This is a genomic window from Nonomuraea glycinis, from assembly GCF_035920485.1.
GTDB lineage: Bacteria > Actinomycetota > Actinomycetes > Streptosporangiales > Streptosporangiaceae > Nonomuraea > Nonomuraea glycinis.
Window position 1 is genome coordinate 959,550 of the sequence record NZ_CP109166.1, and the last position, 13,942, is coordinate 973,491.

Genomic DNA, 13,942 nt, shown 5'->3' on the forward strand with positions numbered 1-13,942 from the left:
AGCATGCTATTGAGCCATCACATACCGCGTCACTTCGCCGGACCTGAGCGACGTCGCGCTGCTCAGGTCCGGGATCAGACGCCCATCGGGCGATAGCGGCCGCGTAGGCGTACCAAGGGCTGGAGGGTGGGGGTCACGTAGGGGACGGCGAGGACGGTGGCGATGAAGAGGGTGTGGTCGCCGGCCGGGACCACCTGGGTGGTCTCCGCCTCCAGGGCGGCGACGCCGCCCTCCACCACCAGTGCGTCCGAGTGCGCGCCGCGGTGGTGCGGGGCGCCCGCCACCAGGTGGCGGGCGCCAGGGCGGCCGGCGGCGGCGAACCTGCTGGCCATGGCCGCCTGCCCGGCGGACAGCAGGGAGCAGGCCCAGCGGTCCTGCCGGAGCAGGACCTCGTTGAGGTAGCCGCCGCTGGCCAGGCTGACCAGGACGAGCGGCGGCTCCAGCGAGACGGACACCAGCGCCGAGACCGTGACGCCCAGGTCGTCGCGGCCGTCGCGGACGGTGATGACCGCCACGCCTCCCGCGAGCTGTGCCATGGCGTCGGTGAACTCGCTCACGGCGCGGGCCTCCTGGACACGGTGCGGGTCAGCCGAGGCCGTTGGTGGTCAGCCATTCCTTGGCCACCGTCGCGGGCTCGTCCTTGTTGACGGAGATCTTCTGCATCATCTCCAGCAGGCCCTCGGTCGTCAGCTTGGCGGAGACGCCGTTGAGCGTGGTCCTGACGGTGTCGGTGGCCCCGGCCTTGTTGAGCAGCGGGGTCACGTTCTGGGCGGGGAAGATGTTCTTGGTGTCCTCAAGCGGCACCAGGCCGTTGGCGGTGATCTTCGGGTCGGTGGAGAAGACGTTGCCGACCTGGATCGAGCCGTCCTTGATGGCGTCGGCCGTGGTGGGACCGGTGGGCTTCCACTGCTTGAACTCGATGCCGTAGACGTCCTTGAAGCGCGCCTCCCAGCGCTTCTTGAACTCCGGCGGACCGCCCACGATCATGTCCTTGGACACCTTGGCCAGGTCTTCCATGGTGGTGAGCGACTGCTTGGTCTGGGTGTCCTTGCTGATCGACAGGGTGTCCTTGTCCTCGGCGGCAGCCGAGTCGAGCACCTCCAGTTCGGCCGGCAGCTTCTCCTTCAGCGCCGCGTTGATCTCCTCGGTGGTCGCCGCGGTGGTGGCCTGGTCGACGAAGGCGAGCAGGTTGCCGTTGTACTCGGGCACGAGGGTCAGCCCGCCGCTCTTGACCTGGTCGTAGACGACCTCGCGGCTGCCGATCCGCGGCTTCTCCTCCACCTGCACGCCCTTGGCCTCCAGCGCCTGGGCGTAGATGGAGCCGAGCAGGACGCTCTCGTCGAAGTCGAACGACCCGATCACGACCGGGCCGCCGGCTGCGGAGGCCGAGCCCGTGGGCGCCGCGCTCGTGGTCTCCAGCGGGTTGCCGCCGCCCCCGCCGCCGCAGGCGGTCAAGGCGAGTGTCGCGGACAACAGCATGGCCGCCGCGGTGTACATACGTCTCACTGCAAAACTCCTTCGGTACGACACATCAACGAATCTTCAGTCGCTGACTCACTCCCGGGGAGACGGTCACCCTCTGCGTGAGCATGAAGGCGAGCTGCACCACGAGTGCGAACAGCACAATCAACACTGAACCACCGACAACGCTGGAGTAATCCTGGGTCGCGAATCCATCGATCATGAATCGCCCCAGGCCACCCAGCCCCGTGTAGGCGGCGACGGTCGTGGTCGCGACCACCTGGATGGCCGAGAGCCTGAGCCCGAGCAGGATCAGCGGCAGCGCCACGGGCACCAGCACCCGCCCGAGCACCTGCCCGCCGCGCAACCCCATCCCGTACGCCGCGTCCCGCAACTCGGGGTCCACGCCCCTGATGCCCTCGAAGGTGTTGACCAGGATCGGCGGCACGGCCAGCAGCACCAGCGGGATGATCACCGGCCAGATCGACGCGGTGCCGAGCAGCAGCACGAACAGCACCAGGATGCCGAGCGTGGGCAGCGCCCTGGCCAGGTTGGCCGAGACGACCACGACCACGCCGCCGCGGCCGGTGTGGCCGATCAGCAGCCCGAGCGGGATCGCGATCAGCATGGCCAGCACGAGCGCCAGGACGGAGAACTGCAGGTGCTCCAGCATCCGTACGGGAATCCCGTCGGGCCCGGACCATCTGGCGGGGTCGCCGAAGAAGTCGGTCAGCCAGGTCACGACGTCCCCCTCGCCCGTACCCACGGTGTGAGCAGTCGCTGGCACAGGACCAGCAGCCCGTCGACGACCAGCGCCAGCAGGACGATCAGCACGATCCCGACGATGACCGGTGGCAGGAACGGGTTCTGGTAGGCCCTGGTGAAGAGCATGCCGAGGCCGCCCTGGCCGATCAGCGCGCCCACGCTCACCAGGCTGATGCTGGAGACGGCCACCACGCGCAGCCCGCCGAGCACCACGGGCGCGGCGATCGGCAGCTCCACCTGGACCAGGCGGCGCAGCGGCGTGAAGCCCATCGCCACCGCCGACTGGCGGACGTGGTCGGGCACCGAGCCGAGCCCGTCGACCACGGCCGGGATGAGCACGGCCATGGCGTAGAAGGTCAGCGGGATGATCACGGTGACCGGGGAGAGCCCGGTGACCGAGATCAGCAGCATGAACACCGGCAGCGAGGGCAGCGCGTAGATCACGTTGAACACCCCGGACGTCGGCTGGTAGAGCCATCGCCAGCGCACGCTGGCCAGCCCCAGCGGCAGCGCCAGGACCAGCCCGGCCACGATGGGCACCAGCGACATCAGCAGGTGGTCGCCCAGCAGGTCGCTGATGCTGCCCACCCTCCCGGTCTGCCAGTTGCGGGCGAACCACTCCCAGAGTGTGGGCGGGCCGTCACCCATCGGCGGCCTCCACCATCGCCTGGTCCAGCGCCTTCCTGGTGAGCACGCCGGCCACCCGGCCCGTCTCGTCCACGGCCACCGCGTGGCCCGACGGCGACAGCAGCGCCGCGTCGAGGGCCGAGCGCAGCGGGTCCTGGCCGTACAGGAACGTGCCGAACTGCTCCAGCTCGCCGGGCCGGTCCTTGGAGATCCAGCCCACCGGCCGGTCGTCCGGGGTGACGGCGAGCAGCCACGGCTCGTCCGCGGGGCCGTCGTGCCCCTCGGGGACGGTCAGGTCCGTGCGCAGCGGCAGGCCGGCGGTGGGCACGAACTGCAGGCGGCGGATGCCCCTGTCGCGGCCGAGGAACTCCCGGACGAAGTCGTCGGCCGGCTCCGACAGCAGCGTCTTCGGGTCCGCGAGCTGCGCGAGCTGACCGCCGACGCGCAGCACCGCGACCCGGTCGCCGAGCTTGATGGCCTCGTCGATGTCGTGGGTGACGAAGATGATGGTCTTGTTCAGCTCCGCCTGGAGTCTGAGCAGCTCGTCCTGCAGGCTGGTGCGGACGACGGGGTCCACCGCGCTGAACGGCTCGTCCATGAGCAGCACGGGCGGGTCCGCGGCCAGCGCCCTGGCCACGCCCACGCGCTGCTGCTGGCCGCCGGAGAGCTGGAACGGGTAGCGCTCGGCCAGGCTCAGGTCGAGGCCGACGCGCTCCAGCAGCTCCATGGCCCGGTCGCGGGCCTTCTTACGGCTCCAGCCGAGCAGGAACGGGACGGTGGCCACGTTGTCCACGATCTTGCGGTGCGGGAAGAGGCCGGCCTGCTGGATGACGTAGCCGATGCCCCGGCGCAGGGTGGGCGGGTCGATGCCCTGCACCGGCTCGCCGTCGAGCAGGATCTTGCCCTCCGTGGCGTCGATCATCCGGTTGATCATCCGGAGCGATGTCGTCTTTCCGCAGCCCGAGGGGCCGACGAACACGGTGATCTCGCCTGTGGGAGCCTCCAGGCTGAGACGGTCCACGGCAGTGGTCCCGTCTGGATAGCGTTTGGTGACAGCGTCGAACGTGATCACGCGCGACCTTCCGCTTCAGGGCAGGGCCGCGGCCCCCCTGCCACGACCGCCGCATGATCTAGTGAAGGCAACACTACGGCGATCCAGCCCGGTCTGTCCTATCGGGCCTTGCTTAAACGCTTCACTGACCAGGTATTCCTTAGCAAATATCGATCTGGTAGTGCGCCGGACCAAGGTTCATTGGCATGATTGCTCCTATAAACCCCCGACGCCCCCCAAAGCGTCAGCTTCTTCACTAAGAGGGACCGGTCACGTGACTCACTCGCTCACCGAGCAGCGCTCACGCCCCGAGCTGGTCGCAGATCTCTACGACCGTCACGCGGCCGGGCTGTTCGCGTACTGCGCCGACCAGCTCGGCGACCTGGGCTCCGCAGGCGACGTCCTGGTGGCCGTCCTCGGCGGCGTGCCCGTGGCGGCCGGCCAACCGGCACCCCAGCGCGCCGCCCTTTACGCGTTCGCCCGGCGCGAGATCCTCCGGCGGGACGTCGTCTACTCGCCGCCCGTGGTGGACCCGATCGTCGACCCCGCCTCCGCCCTGGTCGAGCGGGCACTGAGCGAGCTGCGCCTGCAGCAGCGCGAGGTGCTCCTGCTGACGCAGGTCTGCGGGCTCAACCGGGACGAGCTGGCCTGGGTGCTCGACGTGGCGCCCGACACCGCCGAAGAGCTCGCGGTCAACGCCGCGGGCCGGTTCAAGCAGTCCCTCGCACAGGCGCTGGCCATTGCGGAGAAGCGCGTGCCCAAGCCGATCGCCGACATCTACGCCGCGCTGGCGGTCGCCCCGCTGCGCGACGTGCTCGGCCGCCTGCCGTGGCCGTCCCCGCCGGGCACCCTGCGCATCCACTTCGCCGGATCGCTCTCGGCGACACCGGCGCCGCTGTTCGTCAAGCCGCGCTGGCCGGTGCCGCCCAACTGGCCGCTGCCGCTGGACGAGGCCGACCCGGCGAGCACCACCAGGCTCTTCCCCGCCGAGCTGCTGACGCCCCCGTCGCCGACCCGCACCCCCGAGCACGACGCCACCACGGCGCCGATGCCGAAACTGCGCCGCCCCAGCGCCGAAGGCCCGGCGCCGTTCCCGTCGCCGGTCCCGTTCGGCGAGACGCAGACGCCCTTCGCCGCGTTCGAGCCGCGCCGCAAGACGCCCGGCGGTCCGCCGCCGAAGGCGCCGGACGAGCGGTCGCTCATCATGCGCACCCCGATGCCCGCGGACGTGCTCGACGACCGGCCGCCGCCCAGGCCGCAGGCGGCGCCCGCGACCGGCGACGTGATCCTGCCCATGAACGTGCCACCCGCGACGGGCGACTTCATCCTGCCCAGCGACGTGGGCCCGCTGTTCACGCCCCGGTCACCGGCGAAGGACCGCGAGCCGGTCTACCGGATGCCGTCGGCCGAGCCCGCCGCCGCCCGGCCGGTCGCCGCGCCCAAGGCCCGGCGATCCGAGTCCGAGACCCGGCGATCCGAGCCCGATACCCGGCGGCCCGAGCCCGATACCCGGCGGCCCAAGGCCGTCGCGAGCGAGCGCGACACCACCAAGAGCGAGTTCTGGCAGCAGCGCGAGGCCCGCAAGCCGGCCGGGTCCCAGAAGACGGCGCCCGGCAAGAAGCCCGGCGGCCGGCCCGGACTCGATTCGTACGACACCCGCAAGCCCGTGGTCCGCAAGGCGCGGCCGCTCCAGGGCCCGCCCAAGCGGCGCCCCAGCAAGAAGTCGCAGCGCCCGCGCCACCTCGACTGGGCCTGGGAGCTGATCGGCTTCGTCATCTGCGTGGTGATCGCGATGATCGTGTTCTTCTCGGTGCCGACGATCCTCAGCCCCTGACGCTCAGGGCGCCGAGAGGATCAGACCGCTGGTCGGCACCCCCGTGCCGGCCGTCACCAGCACGTTGGCGACCCCGCCCACCTGGTTGACGGACGTGCCGCGGATCTGGCGGACCGCCTCGGCGATGCCGTTCATCCCATGGATGTAGGCCTCGCCGAGCTGGCCGCCGTGCGGGTTGACGGGCAGCCGGCCGTCGAGCTCGATGCCGCCGTCCTGGAGATAGCCGGCGGCCTCTCCCCTGCCGCAGAACCCGAGCTCCTCCAGCTGGGTCAGCACGAACGGGGTGAAGTGGTCGTACAGGATGGCGGTCTGGATGTCCGCGGGCGTCAGCCCGGACATCTCCCATAACCGCCTGCCGACCACTGACATCTCCGGCAGGCCGGCCATGTCGTCGCGGTAGTAACTGGTCATCATCATCTGGCCGGCGCCGGCTCCCTGGGCCGCCGCCGTGATCACCGCGGCGGACCGGCGCAGGTCCCGCGCCCGCTCGGCGGACGTCACCACCAGCGCCACCGCGCCGTCGCTCTCCTGGCAGCAGTCGAGCAGCCGCAGCGGCTCCGCGATCCACCTGGACGCCTGGTGCTCGGCCAGCGTGATCGGCCGGCCGTGGAACCAGGCGGCCGGGTTGGTCGCCGCGTGCCTGCGCATCGCCACGGCCACCCGCCCGAAGTCCTCGGAGGTGGCGCCGTAGACGTGCATGTACCGCTGGGCGAACATGGCCACCCAGGCGGCGGGCGTCATCAGCCCGTACGGCACATGCCAGCTCATCTCCAGCCCCTGCGACGACGGCTGCCCGCCGAGCCGGGCGTCGGGCTGGCCGAAGCGCCGCCCCGAGCGCTCGTTGAAGGCCCGGTAGCACACGACCGTGTCCGCCGTCCCGGTCGCCACGGCCATCGCCGCGTGCGCCACGGTGCCGCAGGCCGCGCCGCCGCCGTACTCCACGCGGGAGAAGAAGCTCAGCTCGCCGATGCCCACCTCCCTGGCGACCGCGATCTCCTGGTTGGCGTCCTGGGTGTAGGTGACCATGCCGTCGACCTCGGACGGCGCCAGCCCGGCGTCGTCCAGGGCGGCGAACACCGCCTCGGCCGCCAGCCGCAGCTCCGACCGGCCCGAGTCCTTGCTGAAATCCGTGGCGCCGATGCCGGCGATGGCCGCGCGGGCTCTCAACACGTTCGCTCCTTGGTGATGGCGCGGCCGTTACCGGCGGGCGGGAAGGACGAGGGCGACGGTCCCGGTGGCGTGGTCGCCGAGGCTGACCTTGCCGCGGACCTCCACCGTGATCTCGCCGGACGCGATCGAGGTGACCGTGCCGGTGAAGAGCAGCCGGTCGCCGGAGTAGGCGGGGACGCCCAGCTTGACGTTGATCCGCCGGATCACGGCCGCCGGGCCCGTCCAGTCGGTGACGTACCGCTCGACCAGTCCCATCGTGGTCAGGATGTTGAGAAAGATGTCCGTGGAGCCCTGCGCGCGGGCGCCTTCGACGTCGTGGTGCACGGGGGTGAAGTCCATCGTGGCCAGCGCGGTGGAGACGACCACCGTGGGCGTGAGCTCGATCGACAGCTCGGGCAGCACCGCACCGAGCTCGACCTGATCTTCCCTCAACGTCCGCATCACGGCTCCCGTGGTGCCCACATGGGCAGAACCAGCTCGTCGTCCATCTGTCGGTACGTCACTGCCACTGCCATACCGATACCCACGGCCTCGGGCGGGCAGTCCGCGATGCCGCCCACGATCCGCACGCCTTCCGGCAGGGCCACCACCGCCACGACGAACGGCGGCTCCAGCCCCGGCACCGGGGGGTGGTGATGCACCACGTAGCTGTAGACCGTGCCCTCGCCCCCCGCGATCCGGTACGCGCGGTTGGCGGAGCGGCAGTGGGGGCAGATCGGGCCCGGCGGATGGCGCAACTCGCCGCAGTCGGCACAGCTCTGCACGCGCAGCTCGCCCTGCCGGACACCGTCCCAGAAGAACGCGGTGTCCCTGTTCACGGCCGGTCTGAGCGGGTACGGCTCGCGCGGCACGGCCCGCGGCGGCGGGCGGAACTTGAGCACCCGGAACATCATCTCCGCCACCGCCTCCCCGGACTCGGCGTGCCAGGTGATGGTCCAGGTGGCGAAGTACCCTTCGCCGAGCGCCGTCCGTTTCGGCCCGGCCAGGTCGTTGAAGCGGATCGCCGAGGTCAGGCGCTCGCCCAGCCTCGCGTAACGGTGGTAGACCTGCTCGCAGTTGGTCGCCACCACGCCGGTGAAGCCGGCGGCGTCCAGCGCGGACATGACGTCGTCCACCGGCGAGTGCTGCCCGGCGGCCCGGCGCACCCCCTGCATGGTCCACACCTGCGCCATCGCCGGAGGGGCGATCCCCTGGTCGAGGTAGACCGGGTTGGTGTCGCCCATCGCGTCGAGCCAGTGCCTGATCATGGGGACGTTGACCGGGTCCACCGCGGCGGCGCCGCGCACCTGCCCGAGCGCGGCCTGCTTGACGGCCAGCTCGTGCAGGTCCCTGTCGGTGCTGGTGTCGGGCTTGCCGGGGTCGGCTCTGTCGGTGCCGGGGCTGTCGGTGTCGGGGCTCATCGGGGCGGCCTCGGCAGGTTCAGGCCCAGCATGGCGATCAGCTCCCGCTGCACCTCGTTGACGCCGCCGCCGAAGGTGAGGACGACCGCGCCCTTGGCCCCGTGGTCCGTCTGCTTGATCAGCTCGGCCGTCTCCGGGTCGGCGGGGTCGCCGTACCTGGCCAGGATGTCGCCGATCAGCCGGCCGGTCTCCTGCATCCGCTCCGAGCCGTAGATCTTGGTGGCCGACGCGTCGGGCGCGCCCAGCCAGCCGAGGTCCATGTTGGCCGCGACCTGCCAGTTGAGCAGCTCGTTGGTGCGGAACCAGGTCCGGACCGCGCCGAGCGCCCGCCGTACGTCCGGCTCGTCCACCAGCCCCGTGCGGCGGGCCCAGGCGTGGAAGCGGTCGTACGCCTGACCGAGGTTGCCGGCCGGGCCCAGGGTGACGCGCTCGTAGTTGAGCTGGTTGACGATCAGGTCCCAGCCCTTGTCCACCTCGCCCACCACCATGTCCACCGGCACGCGCACGTCGCTGTAGTAGGTGGAGTTCGTGTGGTGGCGGCCGTCCATGGTGACGATCGGGGTCCACGAGTAGCCGGGATCGTCGGTCGAGGCGATCATCATGGTGATGCCCTTGTGCTTCTTCGCCCCGGGGTTGGTGCGGGTGGCCAGCCAGATGTACTGGGCGTAGTGGGCGCCGCTGGTGAAGATCTTCTGCCCGTTGACGACGTAGTGGTCGCCGTCGAGCACCGCCGTGGTCCGCAGCGAGGCCAGGTCGGTGCCCGCCTCGGGCTCGCTGTAGCCGATCGCGAAGTGGCACTCGCCCGCCAGGATGCTCGGCAGGAACCGGTCCTTCTGCGCGCTGGTGCCGTACTGCATGAGGGTGGGACCGACGGTCTGCACGGTGATGATCGGGTACGGCACGCCGGCGCGGGCGATCTCGTTGGCGAAGATCTGCTGCTCAAGAGGACCGTGGCCGCCGCCGCCGTACTCCTTGGGCCAGCCGAGGCCCAGCTTGCCGTCACTGCCGAGCCGGCGGCAGTGTGCCATGTACGCCTCGCCGAACGGGTCCTCGGCGATCTTCCTACGGTCCTCGGCGGTGAGGCAGGCGGCGAAGTACTCGCGCAGCTCGTCGCGGAGCCTGCGCTGGTCAGGGGTCAGGTCGATGAGCATCAGGCGAGCGCTCCGATCAGGTCGAGCTGGGCGTCGCCGCCCCCCAGCCGGTGGGCCAGGTGCTTGGCGTGCGCGAAGTAGCGGTGCAGCGGGTAGGTCACGTCCAGCCCGAGGCCGCCGTGCAGGTGCTGGCAGGTGTAGAGCGCCTTGACCGCCTCGCTCGCGTGGAACGCCGCGATGGCCAGGTCCTCCTCGGCGGGCAGGCCGGCGGCCAGCCGCCAGGCGCCCGACCACATGGCCACGTCCAGCGCGCGCCCGGCGATGTAGACGTCGGCGATCTGCATGGTGACCGCCTGGAACTCGGCCAGCGCCCGGCCGAACTGCTTCCTGGTCCTGATGTACTCGGTGGTGAGCCGCAGCGCCCCCGCCAGCACGCCGGACGCCTGCGCGACGGCGGCCGCCGTGTACAGCCGCCGCACGTCCTCGACCGCCTCGGGTCCCGCGACCCACTCGGCCGGGGTACGGTCCAGCGTGATCGTGGCCGTGGGCTCCCCCGTGGAGGCGAACTCGGGCGTCGCCGGTGGCCCGTGCACCAGGAACAGACCCTGATCGGCCGTCACCAGCACGTCCCCTTCGGCATGCGCCACCCCGGCCTTGCGACCACTGATCGACCAACCACCCTCCCCTGGCTCGGACGTCCCCGCAGCCGATCCGCCCGGTCCTGGCTCGGCTGTGGTGGTGGGCGGGGCGGCGAGCGGCCGGCCCGGTTCCTTGATCGCCACGGTGGACACGTTCGTCCCGGACACCCTCAGCCGCTGCTCGCGGGAGCCGTGCCTGCTGACGGCCAGCGTGCTCACCAAGGTCGCCGCCAGTGGGCCGGGCGCGGCCCTCGCCCCCGCCTCCCGCAGCACCACGGCCAGCTCGACAGGCCCAAGCCCGGCCCCGCCGGCGTGCTCGGCCGCGCAGACGGCCGTCAGGCCGGCCTCGCGCAGTGCCTTCCACAACCTCTCGTCGTACGGCCTGCCGCTCTTCTCGTGCGCCTCCAGCCGCTCGTGACCGGCCTCGTTCGCCAGTACGTCCGCGGCCAGGGCTCGCAGCTCCTCCTGGGTCTCGTCAAGCTTGAAATCCATCAAAGCCTCCCGAGGGGACCGTCGCCTTGAGGCGACGGGGGAATCGGCAGCGGGAGGGCCGTCAAGGCCCGAGCGTGCCCTGAGCTGTCAGGTCCGCGCATCACGGATGTCCTTCCGGGTTTTGTCGGCGCCAGCCGATATCGTGGTGGTGTCGTTACCGAACGTGAGGGGAGGTGGGGTGTGCGCAGGTCGTTCACGTTTCTGCTGCGCCCCACCCGGCATCAGGAGATCGCGCTGGCGGCGTGTCTGGAGGATCACCGGCAGCTGTACAACGCCGCTCTGGAGCACCGCCGCATCGCCTACGCCAAGGCGGGCGTGAGCATCCGGTACGGCGACCAGTCGCCCGAGTTGAAGCACATCCGGGGCGATGACCCGGGTGGGCAGGGCCGGTGGTCGTTCTCCTCCCAGCAGGCCACCCTGCGGCGTCTGGACAAAGCGTTCGGTGCGTTCTTCAAGCGGGTCCGCGAAGGGCGTACGCCGGGTTTCCCCCGGTTCAAGGGCCGGGGCCGGTTTGACAGCGTCGAGTGGCCGAAGGACGGCGACGGCTGCCGGTGGGACTCCCAGCCCGAGCACCCCACCGCGACCTACGTGCGACTCCTGGGCGTCGGGCATGTGCGGGTCCACCAGCACCGGCCGGTCAGGGGCTGGGTAAAGACGATCAGTGTCAAACGGGAAGGCTCCCGCTGGTTCGTGGTGCTGTCGTGCGATGAGGTGCCTGCTGAACCGCTGCCCGCCACGGGCGCGAGCGTAGGGATCGACCTGGGTGTCGCCTCGCTCGTCACCACCTCCGACGGCGGTCAGGTGGCCAATCGGCGTCACCTCGCGGCCACGGCCGGTCGGCTCGCGGCGGGGCAGCGTGACCTGGCCCGTAAGAAGCGGGGCTCGAAGCGGCGGCGCAAGGCGGTGGCCCGTGTCGCCGCGCTGCACGCCAAGGTGCGCAGGCAGCGCCTGGACGGCGCGCACAAGGCCGCGCTCGCCCTGGTCCGCGCCTACGACGTGATCGCGCACGAGGACCTGCGGATCACTAACATGACCCGCTCGGCTTCCGGCACGGTCGAGCGGCCCGGCCGCAATGTCGCGCAGAAGTCCGGCTTGAACCGGAGCATCCTGGACGCGGGTTGGGGGGTGTTCCTGACGATCCTCGCGGACAAGGCTGAAAGCGCCGGTCGAGAGCTGATCGCGGTGAACCCCGCCGGCACCTCCCGCACGTGTGCCCGCTGCGGGCACTGTGCGAAGGACAACCGCGTCACCCAGGCCGCGTTCGCCTGTACGGCGTGCGGGCATGCCGCGCACGCCGACGTGAACGCGGCGATCAACATCTTGCGGGCAGGGCTTGCCCTTCGCCAGGCCGCGCAAGCGGCTTAGCGAGAAGCCGTTCCCTTGAGGGAGCGGAGGAGTCACCAGCCCTCCAGTAGGTGATGCCGGCCATGCCGGATGAACTCGCCCTCGATCGCCGCGATGTCCTCCCTGCCGAGTAATCGCGGCTCAGCGCGGGCTTCCGGCCACCACCAGACGGGGTCGGCGGTCCGCCAGGCGTCCTTGGCCAGGAGCCGCTTGATGACCTTGTTCGAGGGCGTCTGGGGCAGCGCGCGGCACAGCCGTACATAGCGGGGCAGCGCCTTCGCCCCCAAATCCCGCCGCGACGCCAGAAAATCGGCGAACGCCTTCGGGTCGAACCCCACAGGACCGGACGCCGCCAGATCGGACGCCGCCGGACCGGACAGCGCGAGATCGGGCACCGCCGGACGGGACACTGCCGGACCTGACAGCGCGAGATCGGACGTCTCTTCGGAGGTGCCCATCACCAGGGCCGCCATCACCTGGTCGCCGGCCTGGGCGTCCGGGACCGGGTAGACCGCCGCCTCGACCACGCCAGGGAACTCCCGTATCGCCGCCTCGATCGGGGCGACGGCCAGGTTCTCCCCGTCCACCCGGAGCCGTTCGGTGCCGCGCCCGGCGAAGAACACGTAGCCGTCGCCGTCGAGGTAGGCCAGGTCGCCGGACCAGAACGCGCCGTCGCGGACGCGCTCGGCGTCGGCCTCGGGGTCGTTGTAGTAGCCCTCGAACAGGCCCAGCCCCGCCACGTTGACCAACTCGCCGATCGCCTCGTCCGGGTTGCGCAGCCGCCCCTCCTCCAGCACCGCCGTGGCACACCGCGCGCCGGTGTACGGGTCGCGCACCTCGACGCCCTCGGGGAGCCTGCCGAGGCTGCCGGGAGGGCCCGACGGGTCGGGAGAGACCGAGATCGCCGTCTCCGTCGACCCGAACGCGTCGATCACCCCGCAACCGAAGCGCTGCCCGAACCGCCGGGTCGCCGTCGCACTCCCCTCATTGCCGAAAGCGATCCTCAACGGGTTGGCGGCGTCGTCGGGCAGCTCCGGGGTGGCCAGCACGTAGGACAGCGCCTTGCCCACATAGTGCAGGTACGTGCACCCGTACCGTCTGATGTCGGGCAGTGTGCCGGAGGCCGAGAACGTCCGGCGCAACGCCAGCGCGGCCCCCGAGACCACCGCCGGGGCGTAGGCCGCCATGATCGCGCCCGAGTGGAAGAGCGGCATCGAGCAGTAGACGACGTCGTCCGGCCTGAGAAGCGCGGCCAGGGACACCCCCGGCAGCGCGACCTTGCGCTGCGTGACACGAACGGCACGCGGGCGCCCAGAGGTGCCGGACGTGAAAATCAACATCACCAGATCCCCCGGCTGAGGCCAACCCGTTACACGCCCCTCCAGACCGGGCCCATCCAGACCGGGCCCATCCGAACCGGGCCCCTCCGGACCGGGCCCCTCCGGACCGGGCCCCTCCAGACCGGGCTCGTCCGCATCGGGGTCGCGCCGGGCGGGCCCGTTCGGCTCGGTCGGGGGCTGGGACAGGGTCGAGACGGGGACGGGCTCCACGCCCGTCTCGCGGGCGACCTCGCGGGCCAGGGTCTCGTAGGGCTCGTCCCACAGCAGGACGTCCACGTCGGTCGCGCGGGCGTCGCGGGACAGCTCGGCCACCGACCGGGTGCGGTTCAGCGCGACCACGACGTGCCCCGTCAGCGCCGCCCCGCCCAGCAGGAAGAGCAGCTCGGGCACGTTGTCGCAGAGCACGCCCGCGTGGACGGGACGAGCCCGGCCGGGGCGGGCGCGCCGGTCCAGCCAGGCGCCCGCCCGGCGACAGGCGCGCACGTAAGCGCGCCACGACCATCGCCGGTCCTCGAACAGGAGGCCGGGACGATCGTCCTCCGCTCGGGCCGCCAGGAGGGCGGCGAGGGTGTCCGCGGTCATGGTGCCTCCACCAAGCGCTCGGTCGAACCGCAAACTAGAACAGATTCTAATATCTGTCCAGAGGCCACCCGTTACGACAAGTCTGGATATATGCGTGTAGCGCGGGAGACATGCATCTATAGGCGCTGTTTGTGACCCGTGAGTAAC

Annotated in this window: 13 protein-coding genes; 2 read left to right on the plus strand and 11 right to left on the minus strand. The window is 71.2% G+C overall.

Going from position 1 to position 13,942, the window contains the following annotated elements:
• Nucleotides 1-74: 74 nt before the first annotated feature.
• From OHA68_RS04370 to OHA68_RS04390, 5 genes are read right to left on the minus strand one after another with little or no spacing between them, the layout of a single operon-like run.
• Nucleotides 75-557, minus strand: a complete 483-nt coding sequence (locus tag OHA68_RS04370) for a flavin reductase family protein (RefSeq protein ID WP_327106460.1) — start codon at nucleotides 555-557, stop codon at nucleotides 75-77.
• A 28-nt stretch (nucleotides 558-585) separates the two neighbouring features.
• Nucleotides 586-1,497 (minus strand): ABC transporter substrate-binding protein, encoded by a 912-nt coding sequence (locus OHA68_RS04375; RefSeq protein WP_327109454.1) that lies wholly within the window; start codon nucleotides 1,495-1,497, stop codon nucleotides 586-588.
• Between the two features lie 34 nt (nucleotides 1,498-1,531).
• A complete protein-coding gene (locus OHA68_RS04380; RefSeq protein ID WP_327106461.1) occupies nucleotides 1,532-2,203 on the minus strand; it encodes an ABC transporter permease in 672 nt (223 codons plus the stop codon).
• Nucleotides 2,200-2,874 (minus strand): ABC transporter permease, encoded by a 675-nt coding sequence (locus tag OHA68_RS04385; RefSeq protein WP_189136472.1) that lies wholly within the window; start codon nucleotides 2,872-2,874, stop codon nucleotides 2,200-2,202. Before OHA68_RS04385 ends, OHA68_RS04380 begins: the two co-directional genes overlap by 4 nt.
• On the minus strand, nucleotides 2,867-3,925 hold the full coding sequence (locus tag OHA68_RS04390; RefSeq protein WP_327106462.1) for an ABC transporter ATP-binding protein: 1,059 nt from the start codon (nucleotides 3,923-3,925) through the stop codon (nucleotides 2,867-2,869). The genes OHA68_RS04385 and OHA68_RS04390 overlap by 8 nt, the downstream gene beginning before the upstream one ends.
• Before the next feature lie 253 nt (nucleotides 3,926-4,178).
• On the opposite strand from OHA68_RS04390, the gene OHA68_RS04395 reads away from it, so the two are divergent.
• Nucleotides 4,179-5,738 (plus strand): hypothetical protein, encoded by a 1,560-nt coding sequence (locus tag OHA68_RS04395; RefSeq protein WP_327106463.1) that lies wholly within the window; start codon nucleotides 4,179-4,181, stop codon nucleotides 5,736-5,738.
• 3 nt (nucleotides 5,739-5,741) lie between these two features.
• Here the strand turns inward: OHA68_RS04395 and OHA68_RS04400 are convergent, their stop codons facing one another.
• Genes OHA68_RS04400 through OHA68_RS04420 form a run of 5 tightly spaced genes read right to left on the minus strand, consistent with a single transcriptional unit; the run spans nucleotide 5,742 to nucleotide 10,529 of the window.
• Entirely contained in the window at nucleotides 5,742-6,905 is a 1,164-nt protein-coding gene (locus OHA68_RS04400; RefSeq protein ID WP_327109455.1) for a lipid-transfer protein, read from the minus strand.
• A gap of 30 nt (nucleotides 6,906-6,935) precedes the next feature.
• Nucleotides 6,936-7,349 carry a MaoC/PaaZ C-terminal domain-containing protein gene (locus tag OHA68_RS04405; RefSeq protein ID WP_327106464.1) on the minus strand — a complete coding sequence of 138 codons (414 nt, stop codon included), beginning with the start codon at nucleotides 7,347-7,349 and terminating at the stop codon, nucleotides 6,936-6,938.
• Nucleotides 7,349-8,308: a bifunctional MaoC family dehydratase N-terminal/OB-fold nucleic acid binding domain-containing protein gene (locus OHA68_RS04410; RefSeq protein ID WP_327106465.1), complete on the minus strand. Its 960-nt coding sequence runs from the start codon at nucleotides 8,306-8,308 to the stop codon at nucleotides 7,349-7,351. The genes OHA68_RS04405 and OHA68_RS04410 overlap by 1 nt, the downstream gene beginning before the upstream one ends.
• On the minus strand, nucleotides 8,305-9,459 hold the full coding sequence (locus OHA68_RS04415) for an acyl-CoA dehydrogenase family protein (protein ID WP_327106466.1): 1,155 nt from the start codon (nucleotides 9,457-9,459) through the stop codon (nucleotides 8,305-8,307). The genes OHA68_RS04410 and OHA68_RS04415 overlap by 4 nt, the downstream gene beginning before the upstream one ends.
• Complete coding sequence (locus OHA68_RS04420) at nucleotides 9,459-10,529, minus strand: acyl-CoA dehydrogenase family protein (protein ID WP_327106467.1); 1,071 nt, start codon at nucleotides 10,527-10,529, stop codon at nucleotides 9,459-9,461. The genes OHA68_RS04415 and OHA68_RS04420 overlap by 1 nt, the downstream gene beginning before the upstream one ends.
• Before the next feature lie 180 nt (nucleotides 10,530-10,709).
• On the opposite strand from OHA68_RS04420, the gene OHA68_RS04425 reads away from it, so the two are divergent.
• Nucleotides 10,710-11,894, plus strand: coding sequence for an RNA-guided endonuclease InsQ/TnpB family protein (locus OHA68_RS04425; protein ID WP_327106468.1), 1,185 nt, complete (start codon nucleotides 10,710-10,712; stop codon nucleotides 11,892-11,894).
• Nucleotides 11,895-11,926: 32 nt separating this feature from the next.
• Here OHA68_RS04425 and OHA68_RS04430 read toward each other — a convergent pair whose 3' ends face one another.
• On the minus strand, nucleotides 11,927-13,795 hold the full coding sequence (locus tag OHA68_RS04430; protein ID WP_327106469.1) for an AMP-binding protein: 1,869 nt from the start codon (nucleotides 13,793-13,795) through the stop codon (nucleotides 11,927-11,929).
• Nucleotides 13,796-13,942 lie beyond the last annotated feature (147 nt).